General features: G+C 63.5%; 24 protein-coding genes. 13 read left to right on the top strand and 11 right to left on the bottom strand.

Annotation, left to right across the window (positions count from 1 at the left end):
* Positions 1 to 32: 32 nt before the first annotated feature.
* Both QPW08_RS13730 and QPW08_RS13725 read left to right on the top strand, forming a co-directional pair.
* Positions 33 to 1,541, top strand: coding sequence for a YifB family Mg chelatase-like AAA ATPase (locus tag QPW08_RS13730; protein WP_284126478.1), 1,509 nt, complete (start codon positions 33 to 35; stop codon positions 1,539 to 1,541).
* Between the two features lie 13 nt (positions 1,542 to 1,554).
* On the top strand, positions 1,555 to 2,400 hold the full coding sequence (locus QPW08_RS13725; protein WP_284126477.1) for a hypothetical protein: 846 nt from the start codon (positions 1,555 to 1,557) through the stop codon (positions 2,398 to 2,400).
* 11 nt (positions 2,401 to 2,411) lie between these two features.
* Here the strand turns inward: QPW08_RS13725 and QPW08_RS13720 are convergent, their stop codons facing one another.
* On the bottom strand, positions 2,412 to 2,966 hold the full coding sequence (locus QPW08_RS13720) for a winged helix-turn-helix transcriptional regulator (protein WP_284126476.1): 555 nt from the start codon (positions 2,964 to 2,966) through the stop codon (positions 2,412 to 2,414).
* Between the two features lie 170 nt (positions 2,967 to 3,136).
* Here QPW08_RS13720 and QPW08_RS13715 point away from each other — a divergent pair, with 170 nt between their 5' ends.
* Positions 3,137 to 3,481: a CC_3452 family protein gene (locus QPW08_RS13715; protein ID WP_284126475.1), complete on the top strand. Its 345-nt coding sequence runs from the start codon at positions 3,137 to 3,139 to the stop codon at positions 3,479 to 3,481.
* A 96-nt stretch (positions 3,482 to 3,577) separates the two neighbouring features.
* On the opposite strand, the gene QPW08_RS13710 is transcribed toward QPW08_RS13715, so the two are convergent.
* From QPW08_RS13710 to galE, 3 genes are all read right to left on the bottom strand, one after another.
* The gene (locus QPW08_RS13710; protein WP_284126474.1) at positions 3,578 to 4,225 is read right to left on the bottom strand and encodes an HAD family hydrolase; all 648 of its coding nucleotides are present in this window, start codon (positions 4,223 to 4,225) and stop codon (positions 3,578 to 3,580) included.
* A 102-nt stretch (positions 4,226 to 4,327) separates the two neighbouring features.
* A complete protein-coding gene (ykgO, locus tag QPW08_RS13705) occupies positions 4,328 to 4,453 on the bottom strand; it encodes a type B 50S ribosomal protein L36 (RefSeq protein ID WP_050599643.1) in 126 nt (41 codons plus the stop codon).
* A gap of 99 nt (positions 4,454 to 4,552) precedes the next feature.
* A complete protein-coding gene (galE, locus tag QPW08_RS13700; RefSeq protein ID WP_284126473.1) occupies positions 4,553 to 5,566 on the bottom strand; it encodes a UDP-glucose 4-epimerase GalE in 1,014 nt (337 codons plus the stop codon).
* A 133-nt stretch (positions 5,567 to 5,699) separates the two neighbouring features.
* On the opposite strand from galE, the gene QPW08_RS13695 reads away from it, so the two are divergent.
* Genes QPW08_RS13695 through QPW08_RS13685 form a run of 3 tightly spaced genes read left to right on the top strand, consistent with a single transcriptional unit; the run spans position 5,700 to position 8,290 of the window.
* Positions 5,700 to 6,320, top strand: coding sequence for a DUF4136 domain-containing protein (locus QPW08_RS13695; RefSeq protein WP_284126472.1), 621 nt, complete (start codon positions 5,700 to 5,702; stop codon positions 6,318 to 6,320).
* Positions 6,321 to 7,451 (top strand): M14 family metallopeptidase, encoded by a 1,131-nt coding sequence (locus QPW08_RS13690; RefSeq protein ID WP_284126471.1) that lies wholly within the window; start codon positions 6,321 to 6,323, stop codon positions 7,449 to 7,451.
* Positions 7,448 to 8,290, top strand: coding sequence for an energy transducer TonB (locus QPW08_RS13685; RefSeq protein ID WP_284126470.1), 843 nt, complete (start codon positions 7,448 to 7,450; stop codon positions 8,288 to 8,290). Before QPW08_RS13690 ends, QPW08_RS13685 begins: the two co-directional genes overlap by 4 nt.
* Here QPW08_RS13685 and QPW08_RS13680 read toward each other — a convergent pair.
* The 3 genes from QPW08_RS13680 to QPW08_RS13670 are packed head-to-tail and all read right to left on the bottom strand — an operon-like array spanning position 8,287 to position 9,891.
* Positions 8,287 to 8,700: a cytidine deaminase gene (locus QPW08_RS13680; RefSeq protein ID WP_284126469.1), complete on the bottom strand. Its 414-nt coding sequence runs from the start codon at positions 8,698 to 8,700 to the stop codon at positions 8,287 to 8,289. The two genes, QPW08_RS13685 and QPW08_RS13680, sit on opposite strands and share 4 nt — an antisense overlap.
* On the bottom strand, positions 8,697 to 9,401 hold the full coding sequence (locus QPW08_RS13675) for a glycoside hydrolase family 25 protein (RefSeq protein ID WP_284126468.1): 705 nt from the start codon (positions 9,399 to 9,401) through the stop codon (positions 8,697 to 8,699). The genes QPW08_RS13680 and QPW08_RS13675 overlap by 4 nt, the downstream gene beginning before the upstream one ends.
* A gap of 7 nt (positions 9,402 to 9,408) precedes the next feature.
* The gene (locus QPW08_RS13670; RefSeq protein ID WP_284126467.1) at positions 9,409 to 9,891 is read right to left on the bottom strand and encodes a UPF0262 family protein; all 483 of its coding nucleotides are present in this window, start codon (positions 9,889 to 9,891) and stop codon (positions 9,409 to 9,411) included.
* 127 nt (positions 9,892 to 10,018) lie between these two features.
* On the opposite strand from QPW08_RS13670, the gene QPW08_RS13665 reads away from it, so the two are divergent.
* The gene (locus QPW08_RS13665; protein WP_284126466.1) at positions 10,019 to 11,542 is read left to right on the top strand and encodes a replicative DNA helicase; all 1,524 of its coding nucleotides are present in this window, start codon (positions 10,019 to 10,021) and stop codon (positions 11,540 to 11,542) included.
* 8 nt (positions 11,543 to 11,550) lie between these two features.
* On the opposite strand, the gene QPW08_RS13660 is transcribed toward QPW08_RS13665, so the two are convergent.
* On the bottom strand, positions 11,551 to 12,744 hold the full coding sequence (locus QPW08_RS13660; RefSeq protein ID WP_284126465.1) for a phospholipase D-like domain-containing protein: 1,194 nt from the start codon (positions 12,742 to 12,744) through the stop codon (positions 11,551 to 11,553).
* Positions 12,745 to 12,855: 111 nt separating this feature from the next.
* On the opposite strand from QPW08_RS13660, the gene rpoZ reads away from it, so the two are divergent.
* Both rpoZ and QPW08_RS13650 read left to right on the top strand, forming a co-directional pair.
* Positions 12,856 to 13,200, top strand: a complete 345-nt coding sequence (rpoZ, locus tag QPW08_RS13655; protein WP_284126464.1) for a DNA-directed RNA polymerase subunit omega — start codon at positions 12,856 to 12,858, stop codon at positions 13,198 to 13,200.
* 159 nt (positions 13,201 to 13,359) lie between these two features.
* A complete protein-coding gene (locus QPW08_RS13650) occupies positions 13,360 to 14,100 on the top strand; it encodes a ParA family protein (protein WP_284126463.1) in 741 nt (246 codons plus the stop codon).
* A 3-nt stretch (positions 14,101 to 14,103) separates the two neighbouring features.
* On the opposite strand, the gene QPW08_RS13645 is transcribed toward QPW08_RS13650, so the two are convergent.
* Positions 14,104 to 14,913: a sterol desaturase family protein gene (locus tag QPW08_RS13645; protein WP_284126462.1), complete on the bottom strand. Its 810-nt coding sequence runs from the start codon at positions 14,911 to 14,913 to the stop codon at positions 14,104 to 14,106.
* A 99-nt stretch (positions 14,914 to 15,012) separates the two neighbouring features.
* On the opposite strand from QPW08_RS13645, the gene QPW08_RS13640 reads away from it, so the two are divergent.
* The gene (locus tag QPW08_RS13640) at positions 15,013 to 16,086 is read left to right on the top strand and encodes a DUF3667 domain-containing protein (RefSeq protein ID WP_284126461.1); all 1,074 of its coding nucleotides are present in this window, start codon (positions 15,013 to 15,015) and stop codon (positions 16,084 to 16,086) included.
* Here QPW08_RS13640 and QPW08_RS13635 read toward each other — a convergent pair.
* Complete coding sequence (locus tag QPW08_RS13635; RefSeq protein WP_284126460.1) at positions 16,083 to 16,820, bottom strand: 2OG-Fe(II) oxygenase; 738 nt, start codon at positions 16,818 to 16,820, stop codon at positions 16,083 to 16,085. The two genes, QPW08_RS13640 and QPW08_RS13635, sit on opposite strands and share 4 nt — an antisense overlap.
* Before the next feature lie 162 nt (positions 16,821 to 16,982).
* Positions 16,983 to 18,941, bottom strand: coding sequence for an ATP-dependent zinc metalloprotease FtsH (gene ftsH / locus QPW08_RS13630; RefSeq protein ID WP_284126459.1), 1,959 nt, complete (start codon positions 18,939 to 18,941; stop codon positions 16,983 to 16,985).
* A gap of 188 nt (positions 18,942 to 19,129) precedes the next feature.
* Here ftsH and QPW08_RS13625 point away from each other — a divergent pair, with 188 nt between their 5' ends.
* Genes QPW08_RS13625 through QPW08_RS13615 form a run of 3 tightly spaced genes read left to right on the top strand, consistent with a single transcriptional unit; the run spans position 19,130 to position 20,708 of the window.
* Positions 19,130 to 19,729: a TetR/AcrR family transcriptional regulator gene (locus tag QPW08_RS13625; RefSeq protein WP_284126458.1), complete on the top strand. Its 600-nt coding sequence runs from the start codon at positions 19,130 to 19,132 to the stop codon at positions 19,727 to 19,729.
* Positions 19,726 to 20,292, top strand: coding sequence for an SRPBCC family protein (locus QPW08_RS13620; RefSeq protein WP_284126457.1), 567 nt, complete (start codon positions 19,726 to 19,728; stop codon positions 20,290 to 20,292). Before QPW08_RS13625 ends, QPW08_RS13620 begins: the two co-directional genes overlap by 4 nt.
* Before the next feature lie 20 nt (positions 20,293 to 20,312).
* Positions 20,313 to 20,708 carry a DUF1761 domain-containing protein gene (locus tag QPW08_RS13615; RefSeq protein WP_284126456.1) on the top strand — a complete coding sequence of 132 codons (396 nt, stop codon included), beginning with the start codon at positions 20,313 to 20,315 and terminating at the stop codon, positions 20,706 to 20,708.

Here is a 20,708-nt window from a genome sequence, read left to right as displayed (position 1 = left end):
GGACAAGAGGACACATACTATGGGGGAAGTGTGTGGTCGCTCTGGTTCGCACCGTGGCATATCTGGGCCTGGAAGCGCGCGCGGTGGAGGTGCAGTGCTCGATCGCGCCGGGACTGCCAAACTTCAATATCGTGGGCCTCGCGGACAAGGCGGTGGGCGAGAGCAAGGAGCGGGTGCGCGCCTCGCTCAGCTCGATGGGCCTCGCGCTGCCGCCCAAGCGGATCACCATCAACCTTTCGCCCGCTGACCTGCCCAAGGAAGGCAGCCATTACGACTTGCCCGTGGCGCTGGCGCTGCTGGCGGCGATGGGCGTGACCGATGCCGAGCAGCTGGCAGACTTCATCGCGGTGGGCGAGCTGGCGCTGGATGGCCGGGTGGTGCCCTCGCCGGGCGTGCTGCTGGCGGCACTGCATGCCAGCGAGCAGGAATGCGGGCTGATCTGCCCCGCCGCGCAGGGGAGCGAAGCGAAATGGGCGAGCGAAGTGCCGGTGGTGGCCGCGCCCGACCTCATCGGCCTGCTCAACCATCTGAAAGGCACCAGCCGCCTGCCCGACCCGCCCAAGGGCGAAGTCGACGAGCCCGACCACGGGCCGGACCTGAAACAGGTCAAGGGTCAGGAAACCGCCAAGCGCGCGCTGGAGATCGCCGCGGCGGGTGGGCACAATTTGCTGATGAACGGGCCGCCCGGTGCGGGCAAGTCGCTGCTCGCCTCGTGCCTGCCGGGGATATTGCCGCCGCTCTCGGCCAGCGAAGCGCTGGAGGTGAGCATGGTGCAATCGGTGGCGGGGACGCTCGAGGGCGGGCGGATCAGCCGCCAGCGCCCGTTCCGCGCGCCGCATCATTCGGCCAGCATGGCGGCGCTGACCGGCGGCGGGCTCAAGGTGAAGCCCGGCGAAGTCTCCCTCGCGCATCTTGGCGTGCTGTTCCTCGACGAATTGCCCGAATTCCAGCGCGCGGTGCTCGACAGCCTGCGCCAGCCGATCGAGACCGGCCAGGTCGATGTCGCCCGCGCCAACGCCCATGTGACCTTCCCGGCAAGGGTGCAGCTGGTGGCGGCGATGAACCCCTGCCGCTGCGGGCACCTGGGCGATGCGTCGCTCGCCTGCAGCCGCGCGCCGAAGTGCGCCATCGACTACCAGGCGAAGATCAGCGGACCGATGCTCGACCGCATCGACCTGCATGTCGAAGTCGATCCGGTAAGCGCCGCTGACCTCGCCCTTCCCCCGCCCGCCGAAGGCTCCGCGCAAGTCGCTGCGAGAGTAGCCCAAGCCCGCGCCCGCCAGACCGCGCGCTTTGCCGAGACCGGCGCGCGCACCAATGCCGAGCTGGATGGTGATGGATTAGAGCGCTTCGCCACTCCCGACGAGGCGGGCCGCAAACTCCTGATGCAAGCCGCCGAAGCGATGCGCCTCTCCGCCCGCGCCTACACACGCATGCTGCGGGTCGCGCGCACGATTGCGGATATGGCGGGAGTGGAGCAGGTTGGGCGGATACATGTTGCCGAAGCGCTGAGCTATCGGCGGCAGGCACCGAGGGCTTGAAAGGCAGAAGACTATGTATCTGAGAATTGGACTTCTCTGCCATTTGATTGGTTTCACGTGCACAGCTGCTGGTGCCGAAGAGGCTGGCGAGACGTATTTTCTGAAGCTCTCGCATGAGGAGGAGAGCCGGGATTCCAAAGGTAGTGGCGGCTCGACACGCGGACGCGATGACCTGGTCGAAAAGATCATCGAGATTACCGATGATGGCCGGATCGTGGAATACGATCTGCCACTGGAACCCGGCGAAGAACGGAAGCCTCTAAATTGGCAGTTTCCTGCACGCTTCCTGATTGACGCCAAAGGCGAGGCCAGGCTCCTGAATGCTGACGATCTCGCTGAACGGAACGCCGCGTGGCGCGAATTGGCCGGCATCGAGGAGAGCGCCTGCGGTTCGTACTATTTCACCTGGAACGCCTTCAAGATCGAGTGTGATCCTCAATCCGTGCTGGCCATAGTGGATAGATATAACCTCCGTTTCGGCCCATTGGAGGAGGGTCTCGAACTACCATATCCGGACACACTGGGTGCGGCCACGCTCCGCGACTGTACCGAGGATTCTGGACAGATCACCTTTTGTGCGACCTACAACCTCGATCCCGAAGCAGTCAGGCAATCCCGCATCGAGACCGACAAGATTGTGGCGCAGATTGTTGGCGAGGAAGCCGCGCGGAGAACCGCAAAAGACCGGACAAAAGAGCAGATCGAAGGGACACTGCAGATTAGGCTGAGTATCGATGGTGATGGGCATGTCTGGAAGCGGGTCGTCACCACCGACGTCAAAACCATGAAAGAGGACGGCGAAGTCGGGACTTCTACGTCGCGGGAGGAGCTAACCCGGACGCTGATCGAAGCGGATTGAACCCGACCGACCTACTCCGCCGCCACCGCAGCGCCGCCCTCATCGTCCACCCATGCATCGCCATTGCTGCGCAGGATGCCTTCCTGCCAGTCGCGTTTGTCTTCGGGCATGTCCTTGCGGGCGATCAGGTTGAGGTCCTTGGGGCCGAGCAGGCGGCCGTCGTGCGAAAGGATGGCGACCGGGCCGATCGGCAGGCGGTCGCGTTCGTCGACCAGGACGGGGTCGGTCGTCACGAAATCCTCACCGTATTTCTGGCCCCACTGGCGCAGGGCGAGCATGGCGGGCAGCAGGTCGAAACCCTTGGAGGTAAGGCGATATTCGATGCGGCGGCGATCCTCCGGATGCGGTTCGCGATCGAGGATGCCGTGTTCGACCAGCCGGCTGAGGCGGTTGGAGAGGATATTGCGGGCGATGCCGAGTTCGGTGAGGAATTCCTCAAAGTGATGCAGCCCGTTGAAGCTGGCGCGCAGGATCATGAAGCTCCAGCGTTCGCCCATCACTTCCAGCGCTTCCGGCAGGCCGCATTCCTGCAGCTCGCGCAATGGCTCTCTTACTTCCCCGCCCATAGATCAGTCCTTTCTGTGCAACCTATCTAGCGCCAAATTCCGCAGCCTCAAATTTAATATCAGTTTTAGGTTGCAACTTGATACCTAATCCATTAGGTGGTGATTCGCAACTGATCGTTTCGGCGCTCGGTTGGACAGATAAAGACCCCCCTCGAAGAAGGACCCTCTCCATGACTTCTCTTGCCAAGAACACTCGCAACGCCACCGTTGGTGCCCTCGCAGTCTTCTACACCGCGCTGACCTTCGGCGCTGCTGTCACCCCCGCCCCGGCACTCGCCGGTGAAGGCCCGTATTACCGCGCCGAGTTCGCTCAGCCGGTCGAAGCGGGTACTGAAATCGTCCGCGGCACGCCGTGGACCTGCGCCGGCAATGTCTGCGTCGCGCCCAAGTCGAACTCGCGCCCGGTCATCGTGTGCCAGCGCGCCGCCGGTGAATTCGGCGACGTGACCAGTTTCACCGTCGAAGGCGAAGACCTCGCTGAAGACAAGCTGGCCAAGTGCCAGGGCGACGACTGAGCTCTCGCATCACGCAACACTCCCCCGACCGAATACTCCGTCCGGTCGGAACTTCCCCAGGCCTCCAGCTCCCCCGCTGGAGGCCTTTTTTTGCGCTTAGATCAGACCGTGCGCAGCCAGTTCGGCTTCGAGCGCCTCTGCTGCGGTGAAGTGGTGCGTGCGCCACCCCAGCGCCTGCGCCCCCGCGACATTGGCGGCGTTGTCGTCGATGAACAGCATCGATTCGGGCGCGAAGCCGAAGCGCTTTTCCGCCAGCCGGAAGATGCGCGGATCGGGCTTGGCCACTCGCTCCACCCCTGACACCACGATATCGCGCATATGGGCGAGCAGCGGCTCGGTGGGCAGGAACTGCTGCCAGAAATCGGCCCCGAAATTGGTGATCGCGAACAGCGGCACATCCTTTGCCGCCAGCCGCTCGATCAGTGTGCCGGTGCCGGGCACCGGGCCGGGAATCGAATCGGTGAAGTTCGCCGCATAGTGATCGATCACCTCGGCATAGGATGGGAACAGCGCCTTGCGCTCGGGGATCATTTCGCTGAGCGGGCGCCCCGCATCGTGCTGGAAATGCCAGTGCTCGGTGATGACATGGCTGCAGACCCAGTCGACCTCGTCCTCGGTCTCGACCACCTTGGCGACGAGATGGCGCAGCTGCCACTGGACGATCACGCGCCCGACATCGAACACGACAGCTTTCACCGCTGGCGCTTCGCCCTCTTGCTCTTCAACGCTGGTCGGTTCGCTCACCTGCCCCCTCCAGAAACGGCTCCGGCCCGCCCTCCCGTGAAGGAGAGCGGGCCGATGATGGTGCTGCGGGACCGACATCGTCAATCCCGTTTAGCGATCGAATTAGCCCTGGCGCGCCTTGAAGCGGCGGTTGGTCTTGTTGATCACATAGGTGCGGCCACGGCGGCGAATAACGCGGCAATCGCGGTGGCGGCCCTTCAGCGACTTGAGGCTGTTGCGAATCTTCATGGGTTACGTCCTGAAAATAAAAAGCACCGGAGTTCGCCCCCGATGCCGGAATACAGGGGGCGCGCTTACGGGCAGAATCGGGATTCGTCAACCGTATCGTCAACCCTCGCCGCGCAGCTCGGTCAGCTTGCGCTCCCATTGCAGCGCGTGCGCAATGATGGTGTCGAGATCGGCATGTTGCGGCTGCCACGGCAAGGTAGCGCGAATGCGCGAGGGGTCGGAGATCAGCGAGGCCGGGTCACCCGCGCGGCGCGGCGACATCACGCGCTCGATCTTCTGGTTGGTCACCCGGTCGACCGCATCGAGCACTTCGAGCACGGAGAAGCCGCGGCCATAGCCGCAGTTCATCGTCAGCGAGCGCTTGGGCTGCTCGATCAGCGCATCGAGCGCCAGCACATGCGCGGCGGCGAGATCGCTGACATGGATATAATCGCGCACCCCGGTCCCGTCGGGCGTGTCGAAATCGGTCCCGAACACCGCCACGCTCTCGCGCTTGCCTAGTGCAGCCTCGACCGCGACCTTGATGAGATGCGTGGCGCCTGCGGTCGATTGCCCGGTGCGCCCCTGCGGATCCGCCCCGGCAACGTTGAAATAGCGCAGCGCGCAATGGTTGACCGGATAGGCAGAGCTGGTGTCTGCCAGCATCTGCTCGGTCATCAGCTTGGACCAGCCATAGGGGTTGATCGGCTGTTTGGGTGTGTCCTCTGTGACCGGCGAAACCTCGGGCACGCCATATGTCGCCGCAGTCGAACTGAAGATGAAATGCTTGACCCCGCCTTCGACCGCAGCCTCCAGCAAGGCGCGGCTCTTCACCGTGTTGTTGTGATAATATGCCAGCGGCTGTTCAACCGATTCCGGCACGATGATGGACCCGGCGAAATGCATGATCGCGCCAATGCCCTGCTCGGCAAAGATCCGCGCCAGCAGGTCCTGGTCTGCGATATCGCCTTGGTAGAGCGGGACATCGTCCGGAACAGCAAAGCGGAACCCGGTCGAAAGGTTGTCGATCACTGCCACCTTGCGCCCGGCGTCCTTCAACGCGAGCACAGCATGGCTTCCGATATAGCCGGCACCGCCGGTGACGAGGACAGGTATTTGGTTGGGATCAGTCATGTCCGCGCCCATAGCAGCACCTCCCGCGTGAGTGGTTAACAACTTCGACACTATCACCACCTTAGAGCGCAGCTCGCGCTGGTCGTTCCGGGCCGTTCCCGCTAGCATTCAAGGGCGAAAGAGGAGAGAGTTCATGCGACATATCGCTTTTGCCTTCGCTTGCGCGCTCGGCCTGGCGGGATGCGCAGTCCAGACCGGGCCGGTGCAAGTTACCCGCTTTGTCGAAGCCAGCATGCAGGATCGGCTGGGCACAGGAACGATCTTTGTCGAAACCGCACCCGGCAGCGAAACTGAAGCGCGGGCGCTGGCTCCCTACAAGGCAGCAGTAGCGCGTGAGTTGGTTGCGCTCGGCTATCGCGAAACATCGCGCGCCGAGGCGGGCCAGGTGGCGCATGTGCGGATGTCGCAAGACGTCATCGGTGCAGCACAAAAGCGCGGACCGGTGAGCGTGGGCGTCGGCGGGTCGACCGGCAGCTATGGCTCGGGCGTAGGACTTGGGATCGGCATCAACCTCGGCGGAGGCGGCTCGAGCGAGCAGCTGTCGACCGGGCTTGAAGTCATGATCCGCGATGCGCAAACCGGCAAGAGCCTGTGGGAAGGGCGCGCGCTGTTCGATGTTGCGTCCCAGTCGATCCTCGCAGATAGCGCGCAGAACGCCAATGTGATGGCCGAGGCACTGTTTCGAGCATTTCCCGGAAACAATGGAGAGACCGTCGAGGTCCCTGTCCAGACTGCAGTTCAAAAGAGTGAGTGAATGAGCGACATTACCATCGATACCGAATTCGACAGCGGCAACATCAAGGTCCTTGGCATCGATGGTGCCAGCGCCACGTTGGCCATCAACGCCGACCATATGTCCGAATTTGCGCAGTGGTTCCATTTCCGGGTCACCGGTGCGGCGGGCCGCGAGCTGGTGCTCAAGATTACCGGGCTCAACGACAGCGCCTATCCCGCCGGCTGGCCGGGTTATAACGCCTGCGTGTCGGAAGACCGCGAGTACTGGACCCGCGCGGCAAGCGCTTTCGAACAGCTCGAAGACAATGGTACGCTGACGATCCGCTATACCCCGGCCAGCGACATTGCGTGGTTCGCCTATTTCGCGCCCTATTCAATGGAGCGCCATCACGACCTGATCGCCGAAGCTGCCGCCAGCGAAGGCGTACGTTACGAAAAGCTCGGCACCACACTCGACGGGCAACCGATCGATTACCTGACTTTTGGCGAAGGCGAGAAAGTGATCTGGCTGACCGGTCGCCAGCACCCGGGCGAAACCCAGGCCGAATGGTGGATGGAAGGCATGCTGGAGATGATGACCGACCCATCGGATTCGGTCGCCCGTGCGCTGCGCCAGAAATGCACTTTCCACGTCGTGCCCAACTGCAACCCCGACGGATCGCGCCGCGGACATTTGCGCACCAATGCCGTCGGCTCCAACCTCAACCGCGAATGGGAAAGCCCCAGCGCCGAGAAATCGCCTGAAGTCCTCGCGATCCGGGGCAAGATGGATCAAACCGGCATCCACTTCGCCATGGACGTCCATGGCGACGAAGCGATTCCCGCCGTTTTCCTCGCCGGCTACGAAGGTATCCCCGGACTGACCGACGAGCATATCGGCCGCTTCAACCGCTACGAAGCGATCCTCGACCGCCGCACGCCCGATTTCCAGACCGAACTCGGCTATCCCAAGGCCGCCCCGGGCAAGGGCAACATGACCATGTGCACCACCCAGCTGGCGCAGCGCTTTGGCTGCACCGCGATGACGCTGGAGATGCCGTACAAGGACAACAAGTTCTGCCCCGAGCCGGAGCAGGAATGGTCGCCCGAACGCTGCAAGCAGCTGGGCAAGGACTGCATGGGCGCATTGCTGGAGTGGCTCGAAGAGTGATCACCCTGCGCGCTGCACTTGCCGGGCTCGCGCTGACGATCGGAGCTGCCGCTCCTGCCCTCGCACAGGAGGACGCACCCGGGCCGGACGGCTGGACCATTCGCGAGTTTACCGGCGGGTGCAGCGCCCGCTTTCGGATCGATGGCGAGCACCCTGCAACGCTGGTCAAGACGCGGACCTATCGCGGTGGCAGCACGCCGTCGCTGAGCCTGGAGTTCGAATTGCCGGCACTTGTCGGACGCGAGCAGGTCTGGAACCTCACGCTGTCGATGGAAGGCGAGCCGGAACCCATTGGATCGGGCAATGCCCGCAATCTGGACGACGGCACCGCAAAGGCTCTCATCACCCTGACCGGCGGGGCGCAGGCGCAGCTGGCGGGTGGCTGGTCGGCCGAGAGGATCTTGACGCTTGAACAGCCCGGTGCGGCGACCCTGACCTGGAACATCGAAGGGCCGCCTTCCCAGAGCATCACCTTCGACGATTGCTACGCCCGCGCGGGTGAACTGCTGATGGCTGCACGCCCCGAAGGCGAAGCGCCCGGCAGCGGCGCGCGCGGGCCCGTCCCGCGCACCAGCCCGGGTCGGTGGATCAGTACCAATGATTATCCCTCGCGTGCCTTGCGCGAAGGGGCGCAGGGCACCACCCGCTACCAGGCGACGATTGACCGCTTTGGCTACGTTACTCACTGCCTGATCATCGCTTCGGCAGGTAACGTCCATCTCGATGCTGCAACCTGCCGCGCCATCGAACGGCGGGCCCGGTTCTACCCGGCCCGTGACGAGCAGGACCAGGCGATCGAAGCGACCATCGCCCAGGACGTTGTCTGGGAGCTGCCCTAATCCAGAGCCTCTGGCCCAAAGGCATGCGGAAGGAGCGCGCTCAGCTGCACCACCCGCACTTCACTGCCGACGCACAGGATCTCCGGGTCGGTCCCGCCCAACTGCGCCAGTTCGTTGAGCACCTGCCGACACCTGCCGCACGGCGTGATCGGCGCGCCATTGCCTTTGTCCTGCGGCCCGACCACCGCGACCGCCACCAGCCCGCCTCGCACACCATCTGCCATCGCCTTGGCCACCGCGACCGTCTCCGCGCACAGCGCCAGGCCATAGCTGGCGTTCTCGATATTGGTCCCGGTCACCACGCTGCCATCGGCAAAGCGCAACGCAGCGCCCACGGCATAGTCCGAATAGGGCGAATAGGATTGTGCGGCAGCCGCGCGGGCGGCGGCAATCAGCTCGTCATTGCTCATGGTTGCACCACTACCCATTCCAGCGGTTCATCGGCAGCCTCCGTCTGCAGGCCCTCATTGGCACTCCATAGCAGCCATGGCCGCGCGGTATAGGTCGGCGCGAACCGCGTGCGGTTGACCCACAGCTGCCGCTCCAGCTTGGACGAGACGCCATAGGCAACCTCGAACTGTGGCTTTACCTTGAGAATCGCTGGCTTGCCGGTGTGTTTCTCGACCTGGTTGATGAAGGTCATCAGCTCGCTTTCGACCGCCGCTTCGCTGACACGTTCCTCGCAGGCGTCCGCTGTACGGCCCAGCGCGATTACCGGCGGCAACATGTTCTGGGTGCGCGGGACCATGGTGACGAAATTGGCCGATTGCCCGTCTGCCCGCACGCAGGGGTCGAACAGATGCACCGCGCCAACCTGCAGGCCAGCAGCGCGTGCGCGGGCGAGGTTCTGCGCGAACATTGCGTCCTTGCCCTCGGCCCCGATGCTCGCTTCGAGATAGGCAAAGCGCCCGCCGATCGCGGCCACGGTGCGGAAATTCACTGTGCCGTGGTGCTGTGCCACCAACACACCCTGGTCGGGATAAGCCTCTTCCGAGGGGCGCCAGTGTTGAACGTCCCACCACAGCCACGCGCCGCCCGCTGCTAGCAAGAGGGCGAGCACGCCGAGTACCCGCCACAGCCAGCGCGATCCGGATTTGCCCTTGCGCCCCACTTTCGCGCTACCCCTTGATGTGAAGCACGCAGATCAGCGTGAACAGCCGCCGTGCGGTGGGAAAATCGGTTTCGACCTTCCCTTCGAGCCGCTCGACCAGCAGTTCGGCCGCGTGGTTGTGGACCCCGCGCCGGGCCATGTCGATGGTCTCGATCTCGCCCGGCGTTGCCTTGCGGATGGCCTGGTAATAGCTGTCGCAAATGGCGAAATATTCGCGGATCGGGCGGCGGAAGCGGGCCAGCCCCAGCACGATCAGCTCGAGCGGTTCGTCCGCATCGTTACGGATATCCATCGCCAGCCGCCCGTCCTGGACGGAGAGCTTGAGCCGGTAGGGGCCATTGTGCCCCGCCTCGACCGCACGCAGCGGCTTGAAGCTGTTTTCCTCGATGAGATCGTAGATCGCGACCCGCCGTTCCTGCTCGACATCGGCATTGCGCCACAGGATCGTGTCCTCGTCGAGCTCGATATGGGAGATGCGGTGCTGGGCCATCGGAAGCCGGTCCATCGCAGATTTGGACGCACGCAAGCAAGCGGTTCCGCACTCTTCCCCACTATCCACACCCCACCGATGCAAAGCGGCACTTGCGCACGCGGCCCATGACGCACAAACAGCCCGGATGGCCGACGAAGACCTCCTTATCCGCAGCGCTGCCGATTCTGCCGAAGCGGGCCCGCAAGCCCGCAGTTTGCCGGCCAATGTCGAGGCCGAAGCAGCGTTTCTGGGCGCGGTGCTGATCGACAACCGGGTGATCGAAGACCTGCCTGTAACCCTGCGCCCGGAGCATTTTTTCGCGTCGATCCACCAGCGGATTTTCGACCGCATCCTGACTCTGCTCGATCGCAGTGCAACCGCCAGCCCGGTCACGCTCAAACCCTATTTCGACGGTGACGACGAGCTCAAGGAGCTGGGCGGATCGACTTATCTCGCCAAGCTCACCGCCGACGGGCAAGGCCTGCTCGCTGCGCGCGACCTTGCGCAGCAGATCTATGACCTCGCCTTGCTGCGCGAGCTGGTGACGGTCGGCCGCACGCTGGTGGAAGGCGCGCTCGACACCAGCGAGGAAGTCGAGCCGATGCGCCAGATCGAGCAGGCCGAAGGCGCGCTCTACAAGGTCGCCGAAGGGGCCAGCAGCGGCAACGAGGCCAAGGACTTCAAGGGCGCGGCGATGACCGCGATCAAGATGGTCGAAGCGGCGATGAATTCGGGCGGCGGCCTCTCGGGCAAGACCTCCGGCCTCGAAGTGATCGACCAGAAGACCTCGGGCCTGCACGATTCCGACCTCATCATCCTCGCCGGGCGCCCCGGCATGGGCAAAACCTCGCTTGCCACCAACATCGCCTTCAACTGCGCCGAAGAGCACCTCAATTGGCAGCGCGACGGCGGCGAATTCAACTATGGCGCGCCGGTGGCTTTCTTCAGCCTGGAAATGAGCGCCGACCAGCTGGCCACGCGTATCCTTGCCGAACAGGCTGAGATTTCTTCGGAAAGCCTGCGCAGCGGCAAGATGAGCCGCGACGATTTCCAGCAGCTGGCGATGGCGAGCCAGCGGCTGGCAGAGCTGCCGCTCTTTATTGACGATACCCCGGCGCTGACCATCGCTGGCCTGCGCGCCCGCGCCCGGCGGCTGAAGCGGCGGCACGGGATCGGACTGATCGTGGTCGACTACCTCCAGCTGCTGCAGGGCTCGGGCCGCGCCAATGACAACCGCGTCAACGAGATCTCCGAGATCAGCCGCGGCCTCAAGACGCTGGCGAAAGAGCTGGAACTGCCGGTGATCGCGCTGTCGCAGCTCAGCCGTGCTGTCGAACAGCGCGAAGACAAGCGGCCGATGTTGTCGGACCTGCGCGAATCGGGCTCGATCGAGCAGGACGCCGACATGGTCTGGTTCATTTATCGCGGCGACTATTACCACGAAGCGATCCGGCCAGATCCACCCAGCGCCAATTCCAGCGAAGCCGATGCCGAAAAATACCGCGCGTGGGAGGATCGCTATCTCGAGCTCAAGAACAAGGCGACGCTGATCATCGCCAAGCAGCGCCACGGCTCGACGGGCAATGTCCCGCTTCATTTCCAGAGCGAGATTACCAAGTTCACTTCGCCCAACATGAAGGATTATTCCGACTGGGGCATGGGGGATTAGGTAAGCACCTAGTCGCTCAGGTTGAGCCGCCGCGTGACGGTGTAATCCAGCACCGAGACCATGAACCAGCCCATCCGGCGGCGCAGCCAGCGCCAGGGGTTGGTGCGGCGCCGGTGCACTTCGCGGGTGATCTCAGTGCTGCCGGATTCGAGGTGGTCGATCATGTCGCGCAGGCGCGCGGCCAGCCGCGGCGATTCGACCCGCACCATCAGCTCGAGGTTCAAGCGGATCGAGCGCATGTCGAAATTGCCGCTGCCGAAATAGCTGACGTCGTCGACCACCACGAGCTTCATGTGCAGCTTGCAGGCGGTGAACTCGGCAATTGCAACGCCCGCCCGCAGCATCGCGGCATAGAGCGCCCGCGAAGCGGCGATGGTGGTCGTATTGTCGGATTTCCCCGCCATGATGATCCGCGCGCTGCCGCGTTCAGCCAGCCGCCGGATCAACCGCCGCATGCTGCGCGGGGGCGAGAAATAGGCCATCACCAGGTCGAGCCGACTGCCATAGGCGAGATCGGCCTTGATCGACCGGGCCCATGCACTGGTGATATTGGTCGGGCCGCCCAGCACCAACTGGACCTTGCCTTCGCCCGGATCCCATTCGCCGACCATGCGGCGGATCGTGCGGAAGCCGGAATCGCCGCTGCCGACCCAGGCCTGAAGTTCGGCGAACCAGGCTTCGAACTGCGCCACCACGGGGCCTTCGATCATCGCGCCCAGGTCGCACCATCCGTTCTCTTCCGGCGGGGCAAAGTAGTGATCCGAAACATTGAAACCGCCGGTCATCACTCGCTCCCCATCAGCGATCACCATCTTCTGGTGGTTGCGGATGAGGTAGCGCTTGCCGAAGGTCGGGCTGAACAGGTCGAATCGCCCGCCCGCTCGCTCCAGCGGTCCGAAGAAGGCCTGCCTCGCATCGGTCCCGAACGCATCGACAATCAGGTGGACCTCGACCCCGCGGCGGGCAGCCCGGGTCAAGGCATCGCGGACCCGGGTACCGGCATAGTCGGGCTGGAACATGTAGTAGAACACATGCAGCGTGTTCTCGGCAGCGGCGATATGCGCCAGCAGCGCTTCCATCCGGTCCGCGCCGTGCGGATAGAAACAGAAATGGTGCCCGGCAGCATCGATCTCGAACGCCGGGGGATCGGAATAGGGCTGTGCCCCTTCAACCGTTGTGCTGGCCTGCGCATGATCCTGCATCGCAGCGATGCTTAGTGCCGGCGCAGGCAACGCGCAAATTCTTGACTCAAACGGGGCACATGCCTATTTCGCGGCCAATCCCGAAATCCAACTTTATTCCGGAGTGCCCCTATGGCGCGCGTTACTGTCGAAGATTGCGTCGACAAGGTCCCTAACCGTTTCGATCTCGTCCTGCTGGCTGCCGAGCGCGCCCGCGAGATTTCCGGCGGTGCCGAACTCACCATCGATCGCGATCGGGACAAGAACCCGGTCGTCGCCCTGCGCGAGATCGCCGAACAGACGATCAAGCCCAAGGACCTGCAGGAAGCGGTCGTGACCAATCTGCAGAAGATCCTGCCCGACGATGATGACGAGTTCGATGAAGTCGGCTCGCTCAGCCAGTCGGCCGAAGCGCTGCGCATTACGGCCTCGGCACCGACCCGCTCGACCTCGATCGGCAGCGATTTCGCCGACTGATCCGGTCGCGCAATACGAAACAGGAAGGGCCGTCCCGCTTCGGGGCGGCTTTTTTTGTGCTCTGGTGCGCCCCGGGCGTGCCGGTTAGCTGACCCGGCGGTGTAATATTCCCCACATATCGGCAATATTCCGTCTCGAGGAGCAGGCAGGACAGGCAGCATGGCCGTAGTCGCAGTATACAGCGTTAAGGGAGGGGTCGGCAAAACCACCATGTCGGCCAACCTTGCGTGGTGCTCGGCCAGCATTTCCAAACGCCGCACGCTGCTGTGGGACCTCGATGCCTCGGGCGGGGCCGGGTTCCTCCTCGGCATCGATGCCCGCAAGAAGAAGCCTGCCGACAGCGTGTTCTCGCTCAGCCGTGATCCGTGCAAGCTGATCCGCAAGACCGCGATCGACCGGCTCGACCTGCTGCCCGCCGACGAGACGATCCGCGCGCTCGACAGCCAGCTGGCCAGCATCGGCAAGAAGAAGCGGCTGGCGAAACTCACCGCCGCGCTGGCGAAGGATTACGACCGCATCATCTTCGACTGCTCGCCGGTCATCAACGAGCTCAGTGCGCAAGTGATGCGCGCGGCGGACCTGATCATCGTGCCGGTGCCGCCCTCGCCGCTCTCGGCCCGCGCCTTCGACCAGGTCGTCGCCGAGGTCGAAGCGCATACCAAGGTGCATCCGCCGATCCTGCCGGTGCTGTCCATGCTCGACATGCGGCGTACCTTGCACCGCGCCGCGCGCGAGACCAATCCGCGCTGGCCGGCGATCCCGCAATCGAGCGCGGTCGAGCAATGCGCGGTGCGGCAGATGCCGGTCGGGGCCTTTGCCCCCAATGCCCCGGCAGCCACGGCCTTCAAGAAAGTCTGGACCGCGATCGAGCGCAAGCTCGCTGAGAAGAAAAAGAAGTAACGCCTAGCCCGGTCGGTTGGGCAGGAACGGTAGCGAGAGGCTCCAGCCAAGCCTTCGCGGGTTGTCGTCCTGCCACTGATTGAGACCGATGGTCATGGTATCCTGCTGGTCCTGCGCCTGCGGGACATAGGTCCCGAACAGCCGATCCCACAGCGACAGCAGCGTGCCGTAATTGCTGTTGGTCTCAGGCATGCGAACCGAGTGATGGATGCGGTGCATGTCGGGCGTCACGATCGCCGCGCGCACCGGCCGCTCCAGCCAGCGGGGCAGGTGCGTGTTCGAATGGTTGAACAGTGTGGCGCAAGTGAACAGCACTTCGAACAGGAACACGCCCCATACCGGTGCGCCCAAGGCTGCAACCACCGCAACCTTATAGAGCATCGACAGCACGATCTCGAACGGATGGAACCGAGCCGCCGTCGTGACGTCGAAATCGCGGTCGACATGGTGCACCCGGTGCATCCGCCACAGCACCGGCACGAAATGGGTTGCCCAGTGCTGCAGGAAGAGCGCGAGGTCGAGCAGCAGCACCGTGAGCAGGATCGCCAGCCACGCAGGCAGCGCGACTAGGTTGAACAGTCCCCAGCCGCGCTCGCCGGCGAGCACGGCCATGCCGATCATCGCCCCCGGCACCAGCAGCCGCACCGCCAGCGTATCGATGGCGAACAGGCCAAGGTTGGTCAGCCAGCGCTGCAGTTTGGGTTGCGAGAGCCGGCGAAACGGCACGAGAAGCTCCAGCCCTGCAAACAGCAGGAATGCTGCTGCGATGATTACGAAGCTGAGCAACGCTGCATCGATGCCGAAAATGTCCATTGCCCCTCTACCTTGGCCCAGAATCGCAGGATTACAAGGTGTGACGCGTTGCGTGCTCCGCCCTGCAACCTATACTGGCGTGCAAGGCAGGGAGGACCAATGAGCGAGATCGGCGAAGCATTGGGCACGGCCAGCGAAGGTGGGCTGTTCGCGCGGGTGGTCGGGCGCAAGTGGGGCGGAAACCGAGTGCCCGCCGAAATGGATGAAGCGTCCGGCAACTGCCTCAATTGCGGCGCTGAGCTGACCGGCAATTTCTGCCATGAATGCGGCCAGAAAGCGCATATCCACCGGACTATCTCCGCGATCCTGCATGACCTCATCCATGGCGTGTTGCATCTCGACGGCAAGCTGTGGCGCACGCTGCCGCTGCTGATGTTCAAGCCGGGCAAGCTCACCCGCGACTATATCGAAGGCAAGCGCGCCCGCTTCGTCAGCCCGATGGCGATGTTCCTGTTCTCCATCTTCCTGATGTTTGCTGTGTTCCAGGCGCTGGGGATCACCACCCCGACTGACCTGGGCAACGCTGCCAGCCTGCAAGCCAGCCTCGAAAAGGGGCAGGAAGAGCTCGAAAAGCGCACTGTCGAGCAACGCCAGAGAGTCGCCGAGATGTCTCCCGACAGCCCGCAATATGCGAGCGCCGTCGCCCGACTGGAGACTCTCGAGCAGGATCTCGAAAGGCTGGGCCAGGTCGAAGCCTTCAACGAGAGCGACAATGGCGGCATGACTTTCAAACTCACCGGCATCGAATCGATCGACGACGGGCTGGTCAAGAAGTGGCGCGAGCACCCCGAGCTGATGCTCTACAAGCTGCAAAACAACAGCTACAAGTTCAGCTGGCTGCTGATCCCGCTGTCGGTTCCCTTCGTGTGGCTGCTGTTCCTGTGGCGGCGGCGGTTCAAGGCCTATGACCACGCCATCTTCGTGACCTATTCGCTGGCTTTCATGTCATTGCTGTTCATAACACTGTCGATCCTCGGGATGAGCGGGATCCTGGGCTATTGGGCCTTCGCGGGGCTTGCGGTGATCCCACCGGTGCACATGTACAAGCACTTGCGCTACACTTACGACCTGTCGCGCTTCTCCGCGCTGTGGCGCCTGTTCGCGCTGTCGCTGTTCATCTGGATCGTGATCCTGCTGTTCCTCCAGCTGCTGTTGCTGCTGGGGGCATTCTAGGCCGCCATGCCGGGCGTGCCTGTCCGCAACCACCCCGTCAGCGCATAGCGGCGATAGGGGGCGATGCGGGTCACTTCAGTGACGCTGTGCAGGCGCGGGACCTTGAACAGGTTGAGCCGGTTGAACGCCGGTGGCAGCGCCAGCACGCGATTGGCCACTTCATCGTGGAAAGCCAGCATCCCGCCCCATTCGACCGCCCATTTCGGCGTCAGGCCCAGGACATAGGCTGCCAGCCGCCCCTTGCCGTCGACATCGTCGGTATGGCCGGTGAGGAAGTCCCCCGGGGAATAGGCAGTGGCTTGCAAGTCGGCAAAGTCGATCCCGGGCAGGCTCATGACCTCGCGCAGGAAATCGCGCGGTTCGCCGTGCGACCACCAGCGGGCAAAGGCTGCGAGCGGATCGCTGCTGTTCGCGCGCCCGGCATCGTCATCAGGCACGCGGAGAGTTTCGTAGCGGAACTGGAATTGCTGCCGCGCCGAGCCGTAGACAGCATTATCGAGTTCGGCCCTTTGCTGCGCGTTCAGGGCTGCGCGGGTCGGGCGATCGAGCTCAACCAGCGAATTGCCCGAGGCGATCGATTGCTTCCAGTCCTCGCGCCCTCGCAACAGGGCATACAGCCAATCGGCGGTCTCGACACTCAGGATATCGGCGATCGAAAGCATACCGAAGCGTGCGAATTCACCCTTGAGCGACGCGATATCGTGGCCGGGGTTGAGGGCAAAGCGTGGTAACATCGGAAGGGGGATCCGAAATGGGGGAATGGGTCGCTGCTATTGCCCGGAAGAGATGTCGGCAAGTCATCACCACCCGGGAGATCGACCAACGGATGACAGGATCAGCCGAGCGCTGCCCGAAGCCCCGTCGAGGCTGGGCAGCGCCCGTCTTGCAATGTCGGATCAGGCTCCCTGCGGTGCCGTCCCGCCGCCGAACTTCTTGCCGGCCTTGGGTACTGTCGCCCCGGCGGCAGGTGCAGCGATGGTGGGGCCGCGCGGATGGTCGGGCCGATCGAGCTTGCCGTCCTTCAGCAGCTGGTCGATCTCGTCACCGGTCAGCGTCTCGTATTCGAGCAGCGCCTGCGCCAGCAGGTGGAGCTTGTCCTCCTGTTCGGTCAGCACTTCGGTAGCCCGCTTGAGCCCGCCTTCGACCAGCGACTTGATCTCCGCATCGATCAGCTTGTTGGTTTCCGCCCCACCCATGGTGCGGGCCGACTGGCCCATGCCGAGATAGCCTTCCTGCTGCTGTTCGTACTGCAGCGGGCCGAGCTTGTCGCTCATGCCCCATTTGGTGACCATGTTGCGAGCGAGGTCGGTGGCATACTGGATGTCGCCCGAGGCCCCACTCGAGACCTTGTCGTGGCCGAAGATAATCTCTTCCGCCACGCGGCCGCCCATGGCGACGGCAAGGTTCGCGTGCATCTTGTCGCGATGGTACGAGTAATTGTCGCGCTCGGGCAGGCGCATCACCATGCCCAGCGCACGGCCGCGCGGGATGATCGTGGCCTTGTGGATCGGGTCCGATGCCGGCTCGTTCAGCGAGACCAGCGCGTGGCCGGCCTCGTGATAGGCGGTCATCTTCTTCTCGTCCTCGGTCATGACCATGCTGCGGCGTTCGGCACCCATCATGACCTTGTCCTTGGCGTCCTCGAATTCCTGCATCGCCACCAGCCGCTTGTTGCGGCGCGCAGCCAGCAGCGCGGCTTCGTTGACGAGGTTGGCAAGATCGGCACCGGAGAAGCCCGGCGTGCCACGCGCGATGGTGCGCGGGTTGACGTCGGGCGCCAGCGGGACCTTCTTCATGTGCACCGCAAGGATCTTCTCGCGCCCGTCGATATCGGGGACAGGGACCACCACCTGGCGGTCGAAGCGGCCCGGGCGCAGCAGCGCCGGATCGAGCACGTCGGGGCGGTTGGTGGCGGCGATGATGATGATGCCTTCGTTGGCTTCGAAGCCGTCCATCTCGACCAGCAGCTGGTTCAATGTCTGCTCGCGTTCGTCGTTGGAATTGCCGAGGCCATGGCCACGGCTGCGGCCGACCGCGTCGATTTCGTCGATGAAGACGATGCAGGGGGCGTTCTTCTTGGCCTGTTCGAACATGTCACGGACGCGCGATGCACCCACGCCGACGAACATCTCGACGAAGTCCGAGCCTGAGATGGTGAAGAACGGCACGCCTGCCTCACCCGCTATGGCGCGAGCTAACAGGGTCTTGCCGGTACCGGGCGAGCCAACCAGCAGCGCGCCCTTGGGAATTTGTCCGCCGAGCTTGGAGAAGCGCTGCGGGTCCTTGAGGAACTCGACGATCTCTTCCAGCTCCTCGCGCGCTTCATCGATCCCGGCGACATCTTCGAATGTCACCTTGCCCTGCTTTTCGGTCAGCATCTTGGCCTTGGACTTGCCGAAGCCCATCGCCCCGCCGGCCCCGCCGCCCTTCTGCACCTGGCGCAGCGCGAAAAAGGCAATGCCTAGGATCAGGATGAACGGCAGCGATTGCAGCAGGATGTAAAGCAGCACATTGGGCTGTTCGGCCGGTTCGCCAGAATATTCGACGCCATTTTCATCGAGCAGCTTGGTCAGCCCGCTGTCACCTTCAACGCGGACCGTGCTGAAGCGTTCGCCATCATTGGTGACGCCGGTGATGATTTCAGGCCCGACTTCCACCGACTTGATCGACTTTTCAGCGACCTTGTTGCGGAATTCGGAATAGCTGATCTCGTCACCGGCCGGCTGGCTGGACCCGCCGAACATCGACACGAGCAGGAGCAGGGCGAGGAAAATCCCACCCCACATCATCAGGCTCTTGATCCACGGGTTGGGGCCGCCCTGTTCGGGTCCCTGCGGATTGTTGTCGTCATTCATGGCGCGTGGCGTCCTTTCCTTGACAGACAATGTAGGCGCGCGCGGGTGAATGGCAAGTTAGCCCAAGGGCTGGGAGATGCGCATTTTTGCATCACTGAAATCGCCGCACTCGAAACTTTTCGCTGCGCGCCACTTGATTGAACGTTCAACTCATGCTTGATTGATCGTTCAATCAAGGAGTGATTCGGATGAATTCCGCCACCCGCCAGCGGATCGTGATGACCGCGCTGGAGCTGTTCTATGTGAAGGGCTTCAACTCGACGTCGATCAGCGACATCCTCAGTCGCAGCCAGGCCAATTCGGGCAGCCTCTATCACTTCTTCCCCGGCAAGCAGGACCTGCTGGTGGCGGTGCTGGAGCTCTATCGCGACGGCATCGGCGACATGCTGCTGGCCCCGGCCTGGGACGGGGTGGAAGACCCGATCGAACGCATCTTCGCGCTGCTCAATGGTTATCGCACCGGGCTGATGGTGAGCGATTTCGAACATGGCTGCCCGATCGGCAACCTGGCGCTGGAGATCTCCGAGCCCGATCCCAAGATCCGGGGCCTGCTCGACCGCAACTTCAAGGGCTGGATCGACGCGGTCGAGGGGTGCCTCGACGATGCTGGAGCGATGCTCCCGGCGGATACCGACCGCCACGCGCTGGCCGAGTTCATTCTCACCACCATGGAAGGCGCGATCATGCAGGCCCGCACAGCGCAGGATATCGGTGTGTTCGACCGCAACATCGCGGTGCTGCGCTCGCACCTCGACCTGCTGATGGAAAAAGCCAAGGAGCCGTCATGATCCTGCGCACTCTCACGCTTTCATTCGCGCTGGCGCTCGCCGCCGTGACTACTCCGGCCGGAGCGGAAACCGATGGTGTCTCTGTCGAAGTGATCGAGCAGAACGATGGCACCCGCACGCTGGTCCACGAAGGCGTGATCGATGCGCCGGTGCCGGCGGTGTGGGCAGCGCTGGCGACGCCCGAGGGTTGGAAGCTGTGGGGGCCGAAGGAAGCCTGGCTCGATTTCCGCCTGGGTGGGTCGATCGAGACCTCCTACAACGCCGGGGCCAAGCCGGGCGATGCGCAGAACATCCGCCACCGCATTCTTGCCTATGTCCCCGAACAGATGATCGCGCTGCAGGTCGCAAAAGTGCCCGAGGGCGCGTTCAAGGAAGGGCTGCTCGACGGGATGTGGAGCGTCTACGAGCTCGAGCCTGTCGGGGATAGCCAGACTCGGCTGCGCGTCATCGGCATCGGCTACAAGTCCGACCCGGATTCGAGCCAGCTGTTGGAGTTCTTCAAGGGCGGCAACACCTATTCGATGCAGATGTTGGAACAGAACATAAAGGCCGCAGGGCAGTAAGTCATCTTCAACGGGAGGGAATGATGGAAATAAGCTGGATAGCCGTGATCGTGGCCGCCATTTCGGCCTTCGTGCTGGGCGGGATCTGGTACGGCCCACTCTTCGGCCAAAAGTGGATGGCCTATAACGGCATCACCGAGGAACAGGCCAAGTCCGCCAATATGGCCAAGGTGTTCGGCGGGGCCTTCGTGCTGTCGCTGATCGCGGCTTTCGTCTTCGCGATGTTCCTCGGCCCAAAGCCGGGGCTGGAGTTCGCCGCAGCGGCGGGATTTGCTGCGGGACTATGCTGGGTCGCGGCGACTTTCGGCATCAACTATTTGTTCGCGCAGCGCCCGTTGGGCCTGTGGCTGATCGACGGCGGGTACGCGACCTTTCAGTTCACGCTTTACGGGGTGGCGATCGGCCTGCTCGGCTAG

The sequence above is a fragment of the Parerythrobacter aestuarii genome, assembly GCF_030140925.1.
GTDB classification, from domain to species: Bacteria; Pseudomonadota; Alphaproteobacteria; order Sphingomonadales; family Sphingomonadaceae; genus Parerythrobacter; species Parerythrobacter aestuarii.
This window is presented reverse-complemented; position numbering and strand designations above follow the sequence as displayed.

Excerpts from the sequence above, each read along its gene's own strand:
- QPW08_RS13720 (WP_284126476.1), bottom strand. The coding sequence starts at position 2,966 with ATGGGCGGGGAAGTAAGAGAGCCATTGCGCGAGCTGCAGGAATGCGGC.
- QPW08_RS13680 (WP_284126469.1), bottom strand. The coding sequence starts at position 8,700 with ATGAGCAATGACGAGCTGATTGCCGCCGCCCGCGCGGCTGCCGCACAA.
- QPW08_RS13670 (WP_284126467.1), bottom strand. The coding sequence starts at position 9,891 with ATGGCCCAGCACCGCATCTCCCATATCGAGCTCGACGAGGACACGATC.
- QPW08_RS13620 (WP_284126457.1), top strand. The coding sequence starts at position 19,726 with ATGATCCTGCGCACTCTCACGCTTTCATTCGCGCTGGCGCTCGCCGCC.
- galE (WP_284126473.1), bottom strand. The coding sequence starts at position 5,566 with ATGACTGATCCCAACCAAATACCTGTCCTCGTCACCGGCGGTGCCGGC.
- QPW08_RS13650 (WP_284126463.1), top strand. The coding sequence starts at position 13,360 with ATGGCCGTAGTCGCAGTATACAGCGTTAAGGGAGGGGTCGGCAAAACC.
- QPW08_RS13625 (WP_284126458.1), top strand. The coding sequence starts at position 19,130 with ATGAATTCCGCCACCCGCCAGCGGATCGTGATGACCGCGCTGGAGCTG.
- rpoZ (WP_284126464.1), top strand. The coding sequence starts at position 12,856 with ATGGCGCGCGTTACTGTCGAAGATTGCGTCGACAAGGTCCCTAACCGT.
- QPW08_RS13725 (WP_284126477.1), top strand. The coding sequence starts at position 1,555 with ATGTATCTGAGAATTGGACTTCTCTGCCATTTGATTGGTTTCACGTGC.
- QPW08_RS13665 (WP_284126466.1), top strand. The coding sequence starts at position 10,019 with ATGGCCGACGAAGACCTCCTTATCCGCAGCGCTGCCGATTCTGCCGAA.
- QPW08_RS13635 (WP_284126460.1), bottom strand. The coding sequence starts at position 16,820 with ATGTTACCACGCTTTGCCCTCAACCCCGGCCACGATATCGCGTCGCTC.
- QPW08_RS13660 (WP_284126465.1), bottom strand. The coding sequence starts at position 12,744 with ATGCAGGATCATGCGCAGGCCAGCACAACGGTTGAAGGGGCACAGCCC.
- QPW08_RS13690 (WP_284126471.1), top strand. The coding sequence starts at position 6,321 with ATGAGCGACATTACCATCGATACCGAATTCGACAGCGGCAACATCAAG.
- ftsH (WP_284126459.1), bottom strand. The coding sequence starts at position 18,941 with ATGAATGACGACAACAATCCGCAGGGACCCGAACAGGGCGGCCCCAAC.
- ykgO (WP_050599643.1), bottom strand. The coding sequence starts at position 4,453 with ATGAAGATTCGCAACAGCCTCAAGTCGCTGAAGGGCCGCCACCGCGAT.
- QPW08_RS13715 (WP_284126475.1), top strand. The coding sequence starts at position 3,137 with ATGACTTCTCTTGCCAAGAACACTCGCAACGCCACCGTTGGTGCCCTC.
- QPW08_RS13695 (WP_284126472.1), top strand. The coding sequence starts at position 5,700 with ATGCGACATATCGCTTTTGCCTTCGCTTGCGCGCTCGGCCTGGCGGGA.
- QPW08_RS13645 (WP_284126462.1), bottom strand. The coding sequence starts at position 14,913 with ATGGACATTTTCGGCATCGATGCAGCGTTGCTCAGCTTCGTAATCATC.
- QPW08_RS13640 (WP_284126461.1), top strand. The coding sequence starts at position 15,013 with ATGAGCGAGATCGGCGAAGCATTGGGCACGGCCAGCGAAGGTGGGCTG.
- QPW08_RS13615 (WP_284126456.1), top strand. The coding sequence starts at position 20,313 with ATGATGGAAATAAGCTGGATAGCCGTGATCGTGGCCGCCATTTCGGCC.